Origin of the sequence: Daejeonella oryzae DSM 19973 (assembly GCF_000422945.1) — a bacterium.
Taxonomy (GTDB): domain Bacteria; phylum Bacteroidota; class Bacteroidia; order Sphingobacteriales; family Sphingobacteriaceae; genus Daejeonella; species Daejeonella oryzae.
In genome coordinates, this window is sequence record NZ_KE383964.1 from 286,009 (window position 1) to 299,398 (window position 13,390).

At 39.2% G+C, this 13,390-nt stretch carries 10 protein-coding genes; 9 read left to right on the top strand and 1 reads right to left on the bottom strand.

Going from position 1 to position 13,390, the window contains the following annotated elements; translation table 11 throughout:
* Positions 1-107 precede the first annotated feature (107 nt).
* The 4 genes from G521_RS0114430 to G521_RS0114445 all read left to right on the top strand — a co-directional run bounded on the left by G521_RS0114430 (position 108) and on the right by G521_RS0114445 (position 5,346).
* Positions 108-812: a DUF2490 domain-containing protein gene (locus tag G521_RS0114430; protein ID WP_220096078.1), complete on the top strand. Its 705-nt coding sequence runs from the start codon at positions 108-110 to the stop codon at positions 810-812.
* A gap of 54 nt (positions 813-866) precedes the next feature.
* Positions 867-1,622: a carbonic anhydrase family protein gene (locus tag G521_RS0114435; protein WP_026899157.1), complete on the top strand. Its 756-nt coding sequence runs from the start codon at positions 867-869 to the stop codon at positions 1,620-1,622.
* 150 nt (positions 1,623-1,772) lie between these two features.
* A complete protein-coding gene (locus tag G521_RS17395; protein WP_036679446.1) occupies positions 1,773-4,499 on the top strand; it encodes a cation-translocating P-type ATPase in 2,727 nt (908 codons plus the stop codon).
* Between the two features lie 4 nt (positions 4,500-4,503).
* Entirely contained in the window at positions 4,504-5,346 is an 843-nt protein-coding gene (locus G521_RS0114445; protein ID WP_026899158.1) for a universal stress protein, read from the top strand.
* Positions 5,347-5,495: 149 nt separating this feature from the next.
* Here the strand turns inward: G521_RS0114445 and G521_RS0114450 are convergent, their stop codons facing one another.
* Positions 5,496-5,789, bottom strand: a complete 294-nt coding sequence (locus tag G521_RS0114450; protein WP_026899159.1) for a hypothetical protein — start codon at positions 5,787-5,789, stop codon at positions 5,496-5,498.
* A gap of 165 nt (positions 5,790-5,954) precedes the next feature.
* On the opposite strand from G521_RS0114450, the gene G521_RS0114455 reads away from it, so the two are divergent.
* From G521_RS0114455 to G521_RS0114475, 5 genes are all read left to right on the top strand, one after another.
* Positions 5,955-6,335 (top strand): SRPBCC domain-containing protein, encoded by a 381-nt coding sequence (locus G521_RS0114455; protein WP_026899160.1) that lies wholly within the window; start codon positions 5,955-5,957, stop codon positions 6,333-6,335.
* 68 nt (positions 6,336-6,403) lie between these two features.
* Positions 6,404-8,410 carry a penicillin acylase family protein gene (locus tag G521_RS0114460; RefSeq protein ID WP_220096079.1) on the top strand — a complete coding sequence of 669 codons (2,007 nt, stop codon included), beginning with the start codon at positions 6,404-6,406 and terminating at the stop codon, positions 8,408-8,410.
* A 51-nt stretch (positions 8,411-8,461) separates the two neighbouring features.
* The gene (locus G521_RS0114465; protein ID WP_026899162.1) at positions 8,462-11,941 is read left to right on the top strand and encodes a response regulator; all 3,480 of its coding nucleotides are present in this window, start codon (positions 8,462-8,464) and stop codon (positions 11,939-11,941) included.
* A 13-nt stretch (positions 11,942-11,954) separates the two neighbouring features.
* Positions 11,955-12,779, top strand: coding sequence for a CheR family methyltransferase (locus tag G521_RS0114470; protein WP_026899163.1), 825 nt, complete (start codon positions 11,955-11,957; stop codon positions 12,777-12,779).
* Positions 12,772-13,389, top strand: coding sequence for a chemotaxis protein CheB (locus G521_RS0114475; RefSeq protein ID WP_051189780.1), 618 nt, complete (start codon positions 12,772-12,774; stop codon positions 13,387-13,389). Before G521_RS0114470 ends, G521_RS0114475 begins: the two co-directional genes overlap by 8 nt.
* The last annotated feature ends 1 nt before the right edge of the window (position 13,390 follow it).

Consider the following 13,390-nt stretch of genomic DNA (forward strand, 5'->3'; position numbering starts at 1 on the left):
CATTTTCAATAAGGTAAAAGTTGTTTGGGAGGCTTCAGCAACAGAAATTTATGAACAAAAGAAATGAACCTAATCTTTACGCTGCTAAACATTTAAAGTAAATATTTATGAAATCCGATTGCTCTATGCGAATACAATTCCCGAAAACATTAATTCTAATTTCATTTCTACTGTTGTCTAATTTTGCCCATGCCCAAAAATCAGATGTTGGAAATTGGTTTATCTACTTTGGCAATCAAAAAATAAATAGCAAATGGAATTGGTGGAATGAAGCCCAATACCGCAATTACAATTTTGCCGGCGATTTGCAGCAATTGCTTTTAAGAACTGGAATTGGTTATAACCTTACCGAAGACAACAATAATGTTTTACTGGGTTATGCTTTTATTAATTCTCAAAATTATCTGCCGGATTCAGATGAAAAAATCGGTATAAAAGAACATAGAATTTACCAGCAGTTTATCACGCGGCAAAACTTCGGGAGAGCCTTTGTACAACATCGGTACAGGGTTGAAGAACGATTTTTACCAGATGATTTTCAAACGCGCTTCCGGTATTTTTTATCGATAAATATCCCGGTCAATAAAAAAACGATGACTGAAAAAACAATTTATGCTTCGGCTTATAATGAGATTTTTCTGAATGCTCAGAATGCCATTTTCGACAGAAACCGCTTGTATGGAGGATTGGGATATATAATTAACAAAAATTTTAGAGTAGAAGGTGGGTTTATGGCACAAACTCTGGAAAACACAAACCGTAATCAATTTCAGATAATACTTTTTAACAATTTACCATTTAATAAGAAATAATGCAGAAAGGCCGGAAACCCGATTAGGTAATAGGTAGATTAAATTTTAAGAAAAGTGAAAAATGCAGCAGTTACATTCGGAATGATGCTAACAATAGCATCAACTTTAAGTGCTTGTAATTCGGGCACGAACAAACAGAACGTTTCCTCAGCCGAAACCATAGTATCTAATGAAGATAGGGTGGTGAACAGCGTAATGACAAAAGAAGAACAAGAAAAACTCACACCTGATGTAGTATTGCAGGACTTTAAGGCCGGCAATACCCGCTTTCACAATAAAGATATCACTAAAAGAGACCACTCGGAGCAAGTTCGAAAATCTGCTGTAGGCCAGTTTCCAAAAGCAGTAGTATTAAGTTGCCTGGACAGTCGAGTCACGGTTGAAGATGTATTCGATCAGGGAATTGGGGATGTTTTTGTAGGCAGAGTGGCAGGAAATTTTATTAATGAGGACCTCTTGGGAAGTTTGGAATTTGCTTCTAAAGTGGCTGGCGCTAAACTCATTTTGGTAATGGGTCATCAACATTGCGGTGCTGTAAAAGCTGCTATAGATGATGTTAAGTTAGGAAATATTACAGTGATGCTTTCTAAAATCAAGCCAGCTGTAGCAATGAGTCAGGATTTTAAAGGGGAAAAAACATCAAAAAATGAGGAATTTGTGAAATATGTTTCTGAGAATAATGTACGCTATGCGATGAATCAAATTCGCGAAAAGAGTCCCATCATCAAAGAATTGGAAGAAAAAGGCCAGGTAAAAATTGTGGGGGTATTTTACAGACTAACAGATGGAACTATAGAATTTTTAAATTAAACCTTCCACGTACGATATGAGTTCGAAAAGGCACAGATGTGACTCAAATTATTTAACTCAGATTGACATAGAATGCGTAGATTGAATCAGTTAAATGAATAACTAGTAAGACCTGTTTTTGTGAATTAAAGAGTTAGCAATTTAGTAATCATGAATAGTGTGCAGCAAAGCGAAGACTGGCATCGGCTTCCATACAGTCAGGTGTTAGAAATTCTCAACACCTCTTCGAATGGTCTTTCTTCAAATGAAGCTGCTATACGGTTAAAGAAGACCGGACCAAACATTCTGATGAGGCAAGGTGGGGAAAGCGCCATTAAGATCTTTCTAAGGCAATTTTTTAATCCTTTAATCTATATTCTACTTGCTTCAACAGTTCTGGCCTTTTCGCTGGGTAAGGTTACCGATGGCATCGTGGTGTTTACAGTAATCATGGTTAATGCCATCATCGGGTTTATTCAGGAGTACCAGGCCGGGAAGACCATTGAGGGTTTGCTAAAGCTGGTGCCAGAAAATGCAACCGTTATGCGGGATGGCAAGAAGAAAAACAGTGCAGCTGCGGAAATAGTACCGGGGGATTATATTTTGCTTCAGGCGGGCGACAAGGTGTCTGCAGACATGAGGCTCACATTTGTAAAAAACATGCAGTGTAATGAGTCTATTCTTACCGGAGAATCTTTGCCGGTGGAGAAATACACGGAGGCGACGAATGCGGATGCTGGAATCGCAGATCGAAAGTGCATGGTTTTTAGCGGGACATTAGTGACTTCAGGAACAGCGGAAGGCGTGGTAGTAGCAACAGGCTCTGAAACAGAGATCGGTAAAATCTCCAAACTCCTGCAAAACACGACTTCAGTAAAATCTCCACTTACCAAATCTTTGGAAAAGATTGCTAAAGGAATTACCTATTCAATATTACTGGTTGGTATTTTAGTCACCCTCATCGGTATCTTTCGTGGACATACCATTATCGATGCGGTATTTTCTGCAATAACACTTGCTGTAGCCGCTATTCCTGAAGGACTACCGGCAATAATTACCATTGCATCAGCAATTGGTGTGATGAGAATGGCCAAAAGGCAGGCGATCATCCGGCACTTATCTGCCGTTGAAACCCTGGGAAGCACCACGGTTATCTGTTCTGACAAAACCGGAACGCTCACTCTCAATGAAATGACCGTCCGCGAACTCTGGAATGGAAAGCAGAAATTCAAAGTCAGTGGAGCAGGCATTAATCCCGATGGAAAAATTATAAATTTAGATACGGACCAGGTTGCTACTGGGGAAGAAATAGAAGAACTTATACGGGCGGCTGCTTTGTGCAATGACTCTACACTACAATATAAAGAAGGCCATTGGACAGCAGTTGGAGATCCGACGGAAGTGGCTCTGATAGCCGCCGCCGGAAAGTTTGGACTAAAAGAAGAACATCTGAAGAATGAGTGGCAGCGGCTGGATGAATTACCTTTTGACTCCGCAAGAAAAATAATGGCTACACTCCACAAGTCTCCTTCAGGAGAAAAAATAATTTACCTCAAAGGCGCACCCGAGTCTGTTATTCCGCTGTTAAAGCATTCTGAAAAATTATCCGGAAGAGCTATAAAAGATGAGGTGAGGGCAGAGTCCCTCAGACTGGCAGAAACCGGGATGAGAGTATTAGCCTTTGCTTCAAAAAAACTACAGAATGCCAATTCATCAGTCATTACGGAAGATGAGCTTAATGAATTTGATTTTTTGGGAATTCAGGCTATGAGCGACCCGACCAGGCTGGAAGTAAAAGAGGCGATTAATGCCTGTCATCATGCCGGAATTACAGTAAAAATGATCACCGGCGATCACCCGGCAACGGCCGTAGCCATAGGAAAAGAGCTTCGTTTGATAAATCCAGAGCGTGTAGTTACAGGGAAAGAGCTTCAGAATATGAGCGAAGAAGAACTTGCTTATGAGGTAAAAAATACCAATATCTTTGCACGTGTATCTCCGGAAGATAAGCTGAACCTGGTTAAAGCACTCCAGTCTGATGGTCAAGTTGTTGCGATGACTGGCGACGGGGTGAATGATGCACCTGCACTTAAGCGGGCTGATATTGGCGTGGCAATGGGCATTACAGGAACAGCTGTTTCCAAAGAAGCGTCAGATATGATTCTGGCCAATGATAATTTTGAAAGTATTAAAGCAGCCGTGGAGGAAGGTCGCCGGGTATTTGATAATCTTTTAAAATCTATCATTTTTGTGCTGCCCACCAGCATCGGACTGGGTCTCGTCATTTTTATCGCCGTGTTATTTTTCCCTTCTGAAAATGGCCTCTTATTGTTGCCAATGCAGCCCGTGCAGGTATTATGGATTAACCTGATTACTGCTGTGTCACTGGCATTACCACTGGCAATGGAGGTAATGGAACCTGATGTGATGAACCGTCCGCCACGTAAACCTGACAAACCGCTTTTGAGTCCGTTTATAATTTTCAGAATGATTCTCGTCTCTATGATTATGGCAGGGGGAACCATTGGGCTATTTCTTTGGGAATATCATATCGAACTTTCAAGAGGGACGGAACAATCTCTGGCCGTTTCAGAAGCTCAAACGATGGCTGTAACCTCAATGGTTCTATTCCAGGTATTCTATCTGATTGATTGCCGTTCGCTTAAGTTTTCGGTCAGGAAAATCGGAATTTTCTCTAATCCAACAATTTACCTTGGAATTAGCCTGGTATTGCTGGCGCAGATAGCCTTTGTATACGCACCATTCATGAATCGCTGGTTTCACTCATCACCATTAAAGGCCGACGCCTGGGGATTATCAACTGTTGTAGCTTTTTCCATTATGATCATTATTGGTATTGAGAAATGGCTAAGGCAAAAATATTATCAAAAACATTAATATTATGGGCAAAATACTTGTAACAACCGATTTTTCGTCAAACTCAAAGGCCGGTATCCGCTTTGCGATACAATTAGCATCTCAGGCCGGGCACGAACTGGTTTTTTACTATGCCGCTGAAATCCTCAAACCAACATCGTGGAGCCCCGAAAGATATAAAAACTACGCTGCAAGCGAAATTGCCCGGCATCAGAAAAAACTTGAACAATTTATAGCGGTAATCTGCAAAAAAAGCAATCTATCTCCGGTTAAATATACTTGCGTAGTCCAAATCGCGGTAGAATTTGGAAGTTATGTAGTTTCTTATGCAGAAAAAATCAAAGCTGATTTTATTTGTATAAGTACCAGAGGTGCCGGAAAAATAGAAAAGCTTTTTGGCACCAACGCTTCAACACTTATTGCCACATCAAGTGTACCCGTAATTGTGGTTCCATACACTTACCGCGTAAAATCAATTAATAATATCTGGTACGCTTCAGATTTGCAAAATTTTGAGTTGGAGATTAAAAGCGTTGGTAAATTTGCAAGTGCTTTAAAAGCAAAAATTAAAGTGCTTCATTACGAAATTTTGCTGCACTTAAAAGAAAATAAAGACAAATTTGCGGAATTAGAGTCAAAATATTCATCAGAAGTTATCCATTTTCAGTTCAAAAAATTGGATATCGAATATCCTTTAACTTACCATATACAAAGAGATATTAAGAAAGCTAAACCGTCATTATTAATATTGTTTACAAAACAAGATCGTAGTTGGTTTGATCGTTTTTTTCTATCAAGCGACGCTGCCGAGATAGCTTTTGACAGCAAAACGCCCATGCTGGTTTACAGAAAAAATAAACTTAAGTGATCGTGCTTATCCATCCTCTTCCTAGGTTATTGCTTTTCGAAAATTGAATTGGATTTTGAAGAGGATTATTTAAAGTGATCGGGGTTTTAATAAAAAAGCCTGTAAATATTCTTTACAGGCTCTTATTTAATAGTAGATTTTCTAATTGATTATCCGGCCTTTTCGTTCAGAAAATTAATTAAATGCTGCTCAAGCAATTCGGTATTGTATTCAGATTCTTCAGCATTATTTAATAAAGTAATTTCATTATCAGAAACGGTAACCGTAAATGCATTTCCTTCTAAAACTTCCGGAAAGAGTATGTTAATCACATCGTATACGTGACCATACTCAATAGTCAGGTTGGAATCTAACTTCGCATTGATGTAGTCTGCAAATTCCTTTTTTAAAAGGTCGAATAATGTTTCTGCACTTAATGGTTGAATATTTTCTATAGTTGTCACATGGAATTTTTTTAAATATATGACAAAAGAGACTGAACCCACTTTATAATCTTAAAGCTTGCATTGCAAAGACATTCAGTTCAATAATCAAAGCAAAGCCGGGTTTATTAGTGCCACTTGCCCGCATTTTAATTCTTTTAGTATATTTAAGCCTCAGCAATTTCGATGAAAGACTTTAAAAATTATTATACGATTCCAGCAAGCCCGGCAGAAGTATATCTGGCTTTAACAAACCCTTTAACGCTGCATTTGTGGACCGGTTCTGAAGCGGTGATGAGTACCGAGCCCGGTTCTGAATTTTCCTTATGGGATGACAGTATAACCGGTCAAAACATCTCTTTTGAAGAGAACCGAAAGATTGTCCAGAAATGGCATTTCGGAGATCAGCCAGAAGATTCTATTGTAACCATTATTCTGCACCCGGACATGAAAGGAACTTCGGTGGAACTGAAACACACCAATATTCCGGATGAGGATTATGAGGATATTGTGGAAGGCTGGAACGATAGCTACTTCGGCGCACTGCAGGAATTTTACGAAGACTAGATTGTCATTTTCAACATGTTCCTTCTTAATTTCATTTTTTAATGTTCCGCTGCTTTATAGTGTTTATAATGCTTTGCGGAATTTCCTCCGCGGCGCAAACAATTGATCCGCAGAATGTTCAGATAGCCAGAGATTCATGGGGTGTTCCACATATTTTTGGGAAAACTGATGCCGATGTAGCTTATGGTCTGGCATGGGCGCATTCTGAAGATGATTTTGCTACTATTCAGACATCTTACCTGGCAGGTAAAGGTATTTTAGGTCTTCTTAAAGGTAAAGAAGGATTAAGTATCGATTATGTAGTTCAGCTTTTAAGAGCCCGCGAATTGGTAGAAGCCCGCTATGAAACGGATATTTCATCTGATTATAAAAAAGTGCTCGAAGGATATGTGCAGGGTTTTAACAGTTATGCAGCCAAACATCCCAATGAAGTATTGGTTAAAAGACTTTTTCCGGTAAGTCCGAAAGATATTTTGACTTTCTCTGTATTGCAGTTGTGTGTTCTTTCCGGAGCTGATCAGGCCCTGAAAAGCATTTTTGACAATTCTGTGCTCAACACTGATTTCCTGAAACCGGGCGGCTCAAACGCCTATGCTTTTAACTCTAATAAAACCGCTGATGGCAGTGTGTATCTCAACATTAATTCACATCAGCCATTAGAAGGACCGGTCTCCTGGTACGAGGCACATTTAAACAGTGAAGAAGGGTGGAATATTCTGGGTGCATTATTTCCCGGAGCACCCAGCATTTTACACGGCGTAAATGAAAACCTTGGCTGGGCTCATACGGTAAATTATCCCGATAAAGTGGATACTTATCAACTGGAGATGAATCCCAAAAATCGTCTTCAATATAAGTTTGACGGAAACTGGATCAACCTGGAAGTGCAAAAAGCGAAGTTAAAGTTTAAGCTGGCAGGCATTCCTCTGGGAATCACAAAGAAAACGTATTGGAGTAAATATGGACCTACTGTAATTACCAAAAAAGGAACCTATAGCATTCGTCTGGGTGCGCAGGAAGATATCCGCGGACTGGAAGAATGGTATCGGATGAATAAAGCGAGGAACTTTACTGAATTTAAAGCCGCCCTGGATATGGGCGCTATACCCGGATATAATGTAGTTTATGCCGATAAATTTGATACAATCTATTATTTAAGCAACGGAAAACTGCCTGTACGTGATTCGGCTTATAACTGGATCGGAACGTTACCGGGCAACACCTCAAAAACTTTATGGACAACGTATCATCCGGTAGCAGATCTGCCGCAGGTTTTAAATCCACCTTCCGGTTATCTTTTTAATTCCAATCATTCGCCTTTTAATGCCACGGCCAAAAACGACAATATCAAAGCATCTGATTATGATCAGAGCATGAATTATGAGACATATAATAACAACCGCAGCAATCGCTTTATGGAACTGATTTCTTCCAGAGATAAGATTTCGTACAGTGATTTTAAACAGATTAAGTATGATCTGCAGCTTCCTCAAAAACTGGCTTATGCGGTGAAACTCGACAGCTTGTTTATGCTGGATGAGAAAAAATATCCCGCTGCGGCGGATTTAATCAACTTATTAAATTCCTGGGATAAAAAAGCCGATACACTGAGTGCAGGTGCAACTGTGTTTGTGATGGCTTATACCAGGCTGAAAGGAGAAAAATCAATTCCCACCATAGCCGATTGCTACCGCGTATTATTGGAAATCAAATCAGAATTGCAGCAAAATTTTAAAGCAATACATGTTCCCCTGGGGCAATATCAGCGATTGGTTAGAGGAAACAAAAGTCTGGCTGTTCCCGGTTTGCCCGATGTAATTGCTTCTATGGAATCTGAACCTTTTACCGGCGGCCGCGTAAAAGCCCGACAAGGAGAATCATATATTGAATTGGTTCGCTTTACTAAAGATGGTCCGGAAATAGAAACTATAAATTGTTACGGAGCTTCTAATAATCCGGGTACTAAGCATTATGACGATCAGATGGAACTTTTTGTACAGCAGAAAACGAAGAAAATGACCCTAAATAAAGAACAGGTTTTACGCGAAGCCGTTAAAGTGTATCATCCCCGCTAATCTTTTATAATCTTAACGCCGCTCTATAAATAAAAATTTATTAACGCTTTTATGTCTAAATTTAATTTCCAGCAACGAGTTCTGGCTGGTTTTGCTTTCACCCTGGCCTTCGTTTTTTTCATGGCCATTGTTTCTTACCTCAGCATAAAAGAGCTTCAGAGCTCTGCTTCAGAAGTTTACGATACAGAACAAATTGTGACCCGATCATACGATGTTTTTGAAGCCCTGGTAAATTCCGAAACTTCTGTAAGAGGATTTGTTATAACGGGAAATCCTGCATTTTTAGATCCTTATAATAATTCGGTTGGTAAAGTGCCCTTTATAATGCAGGAGTTACGGCAGATGCTTAAAAGCAAACCCGCACAATTAAAGCGTCTGGATTCTCTGGATGTATATTCCGGACAAAAGATGGTGGATATGCGGGGTTTAATTGAACTGCGTAAACAGAATTATGAACTAGCCAGAGTAAAGGTTTCATCAGGAGTAGGCAGGTTATTAATGAACCAAACCAGAAACGTTATAAAGCAAATCAAACAGGAAGAATCACTTCAGTCTGCTCAGCTTAAGTTGAAAAGTGATGCAAATACCCGTAAAACTATAGCAATCATTATTGCGGGTTCTGTAATAATTTTAACGCTGGTGCTGATCCTATTGTACTTTATCAACAAAACATTTAAAAAACAAAAAATGGTTGAGGAGCGGGTTAGGCATACTAATTCTCAGCTACTTAAAATATCCAAAGAAAATGAAGATCAGAACTGGTTGTTAAAAGGAACTGCCGCCTTGGATGACAGTATGCGTGGAGAGCAGAGTGTTCAGTCGCTGGCTACAACCATCATTGAAAAAATCTCTGATTATGTGGATGCTCACGTTGCGGCAATCTATGTATATAATGAGAATGACAGCAGTTTGCATCTATCGGGAAGTTATGCCTTCAGATTTCAAAAAGGAAATAATGCGGTAATTAAGATTGGCGACGGGTTTGTCGGGCAGGCAGCTTTAGATAAAAAACCATTCGTTTTTACCGATGTGCCGGCAAATTATGTAAAAGTTTGTTCAGGTTTGGGAGAAGTGACTCCGCATACCATATTAGTTCAGCCGTTTTTGTTTAACGGCCATGTAAAAGGCGTTATTGAATTTGGATTTGTATCTGAACTTAGTCAGCTTAAAATGGATTTTATCACCATGGTTCTTGATGGATTGGGTGTGGCAATTAATACTGCACAATCCAGGCTGCAATTAAATATTCTGCTTGAAGAAACTCAGCAGCAGGCTGAAGAACTGGAAAGTCAGCAGGAAGAGCTCAGAACTACAAACGATGATTTGATTGTTAAAACTGCCGCACTGCAGGCTTCCGAAGAAGAATTGCGTGTTCAGCAGGAAGAGTTAAGACAAATTAACTCTGAGCTGGAAGAAAAAGCCGAACAGCTTGAAGAGAAAAATAATTCTATTGAGCAGGCCCGTGAAGCAATCAGCTTAAAAGCTTTGGAGCTGGAGCAAACGAGTAAATATAAGTCTGAATTTTTGGCCAATATGAGTCACGAATTAAGAACTCCGCTGAATAGTATTTTAATTCTGGCCCGTATTCTTAGCGATAATAAAACAGATAATTTAAATGAAGAACAGCTGAAATATTCAAGCGTGATTTACAATGCAGGAAATGACTTGCTTACGCTGATTAATGATATTCTGGATCTGTCTAAAATTGAATCCGGAAAAATTGATCTGGACATTGAACAGGTTCAGGTAGATTCAATTAAAACTGATCTGGAGCTTTTGTTCAGCGAAGTAGCCAACAATAAAAAAATAGAATATCAGATTACTATTGGGGATGATGTTCCCTCATTTTTAACCACTGACAGAATGAGATTGCAGCAGATTCTTAAGAACCTGCTTTCAAACGCATTTAAATTTACACCGCATCAGGGTTCAGTCTCTGTAAATATCACTGCATCAAATTCTGCTGCAAACTACCTCAGCGATAATTTGAATTTATTAAAAGATAAAAAAGTTTTAAAGTTTGAGGTTAAAGATTCAGGTATCGGCATTCCTGCAGATAAGCAAAAAGTAATTTTCGAGGCATTTCAGCAAGCCGATGGCTCTACCAGCAGAAAATACGGAGGTACCGGTTTAGGCTTGTCTATAAGTCGTGAACTAACCAATATTTTGGGCGGTGAAATTCAGATAGAGAGTAAAGCGGGCGAAGGCAGCTCCTTCTCTTTGTTCGTACCGGTTGATTTTAGTAAAGATTATGATTTGCAGCCTTCTGCAGATTCAGAAGTGAAGAGCCTGGAATCATTGGATATTCATTTTGCAGAACCTGCTCAGTTTTCAGAACCCGAAAAGGAACACGTGATGCTGATTATTGAAGATGATGAAAATTTTGCAGAAGTATTAAAGGATTATGCCATTAACCGTGGCTTTAAACCTATGGTAGCATTCCAGGGAGATACAGGTCTGGAAATGGCCCTGCAACATTTGCCGGATGCTATTGTATTGGATATCATGCTTCCGGTAATGGATGGCTGGGCGGTTTTGAAGAAATTGAAAGAGAATCCGGCAACCAAAAATATCCCGGTGCATATGATGTCGGCAAGTGATGAAATGCCGGCAAGTGTGAAACAAAATGGAGCTATTGGCTTTCTTAAAAAACCTGTAGAAAAGGAGAAACTGGATGAAGCGTTTGATAAGCTTATCAGAAATTCTGATTTCAAGCTCACCAAAGTTTTGATTATCGAGGATCATGAGATACAGAGTGAAAATCTGAGGCGGCAATTAAGTGAGCATTCGGTAGAAGTCGTTCAGGCATTTGATGGCCGGCAGGCTCTGCAGGCTTTGGGAATAGATAATCAGTTTGACTGCATCATTCTGGACATGAATCTTCCGGATATTTCAGGCCTGGAATTGCTGGATAAAATTAAGAAGGACCCGGATCTTGAAAAAATTCCGGTCATAATTAATACAGCAATGGAACTGGATAAGGATACGATGGCACAGGTTTTAAAGCATACGCACGCCATGGTTCTTAAAAATAATAAATCAAATGAGCGCCTGCTTGATGAAGTAAACCTGTTTATGAATAAGCTGAATTCATCAAAAAATACTACTCCCAAAAGTTCGGCGGTTGTTGTTAAAAGCGCTCTCACTTTAGAGAAATCATTGATGAATAAAACTGTTCTGATAGTTGATGACGATATGCGGAACATTTTTGCATTATCCAGCGCATTGCAGGATTACAATATGCAGATAGAGATTGCCAATAACGGATTGGAAGCGCTTCAAAAGCTGGATGAAAATCCGGATATCAATTTGGTGCTGATGGATATTATGATGCCCGAAATGGATGGATATGAAGCCATGCAGGAAATCAGGAAGCAAAGTCGCTTTGCAAAACTGCCGCTTATGGCTTTAACGGCCAAGGCAATGAAAAACGACCGTGAAAAATGCATCGAAGCAGGTGCAAATGATTATATATCAAAACCGGTGGATATTAATAAATTGGTTTCTATGATGCGGGTATGGCTAAGCTAAATTCTATAAAAGTATGCCATTAAATAACCTGTTAACTCTCGAGCTGGTCGAAGAAATAATTGACCTGGTACGCAAAGTTTATGGTTTCGATTTTGGAGGATATTCCCGTGCATCCTTAAAGCGCCGCATGGTCAGAATTATGATTTTGAAAAACCTTTCGGTGTTTGATCTTAAATCTCAGATCATAAATGACAGCGATTTTTTCGAAGAATTTTTACTCGAAATTACTGTGAATGTAACGGAGATGTTTCGCGATGCAGGATTTTACAAAGCAGTTAGAGAAAAGGTATTGCCATATCTATCATCTTATCCAAGAATAAAAGTGTGGAATGCAGGCTGCTCATCCGGCGAAGAGTTGTATTCTTTTGCTATTTTGCTTGATGAAGAGAAACTTTACGGCAGATCATTTTTGTATGGAACAGATATCAATTCTGAAGTTCTGGAAACTGCCCGAAAGGGAATTTATGACCTCCGCAAAATGAAACAGAATTCTGAGAATTACATTGCTTCCGGATCAATTAATACACTGGCTGATTACTATGTGGCAAAATACGATGCAGCAATTATCAACAGTTCTTTAAAAAAGAATACTTTATTTTCTATTCATAATTTAGTTAGCGACAGCGTTTTTAATGAGTTTCAAATCATATCATGCAGAAATGTATTAATCTATTTTAATGTAGAACTTCAGGAAAAAGTTTTAAACCTTTTTTACGAAAGTTTATGTCCGCTGGGCTTTCTTTGTCTGGGTTCCAAAGAATTTCTGAGGGATGAAAACCTGGCCCGTAAATTTAGAATAATCGACAAAACCGAAAATATTTATCAAAAAATTGAATAATTTAAATCCAGCCATAAGCGCCAAAATAAAGAATGCGAAGATCCTGTTAATAGGCGGTTCAGCAGGCGGTTTTGCTATTATTTATGATTTGCTGCTTCGGCTTCCGCAAAGTTTTCCCTTACCGGTTTTGGTGGTTATTCACCGAAGTAAAAAATACAAGTCTGTAATTGAAGAGCAGTTAGATATAAAAGGCAAGCTGAGAGTGAAAATGGCGGAAGATAAGGAACGGATACAAAAAGGAACTGTGTATTTTGCTCCTCCGGATTACCACTTGCTGGTTGAGCAGGATGGTTCATTATCTTTAGATAATTCGGAGCCGGTTCATTATTCCCGGCCCGCTATTGATGCTACATTTCAGGCTGCTGCCGATGTTTATAAAAAAAATGTCATTGCTGTATTACTTTCAGGGGCAAATGAAGATGGTGCCGAAGGAATTGCGTATGTTTCAGAACTTAATGGATTAACCATAGTGCAGGATCCGCAGGTTGCCGAAGTAAAGGTGATGCCCCAAGCCGCAATAAATAAAGCCAATGTCGATTTGATATTGAATAATGAACAGATTGCCGGAATAATGAATACAATAAATAAGATTAATACAACTATACTATAAT

What these genes read in the sequence shown, in the direction of transcription:
- G521_RS0114460 (WP_220096079.1), top strand. Translation starts at nt 6,404, where the DNA reads ATGCTTTGCGGAATTTCCTCCGCGGCGCAAACAATTGATCCGCAGAAT.
- G521_RS0114455 (WP_026899160.1), top strand. Translation starts at nt 5,955, where the DNA reads ATGAAAGACTTTAAAAATTATTATACGATTCCAGCAAGCCCGGCAGAA.
- G521_RS0114430 (WP_220096078.1), top strand. Translation starts at nt 108, where the DNA reads ATGAAATCCGATTGCTCTATGCGAATACAATTCCCGAAAACATTAATT.
- G521_RS0114465 (WP_026899162.1), top strand. Translation starts at nt 8,462, where the DNA reads ATGTCTAAATTTAATTTCCAGCAACGAGTTCTGGCTGGTTTTGCTTTC.
- G521_RS0114445 (WP_026899158.1), top strand. Translation starts at nt 4,504, where the DNA reads ATGGGCAAAATACTTGTAACAACCGATTTTTCGTCAAACTCAAAGGCC.
- G521_RS0114470 (WP_026899163.1), top strand. Translation starts at nt 11,955, where the DNA reads ATGCCATTAAATAACCTGTTAACTCTCGAGCTGGTCGAAGAAATAATT.
- G521_RS17395 (WP_036679446.1), top strand. Translation starts at nt 1,773, where the DNA reads ATGAATAGTGTGCAGCAAAGCGAAGACTGGCATCGGCTTCCATACAGT.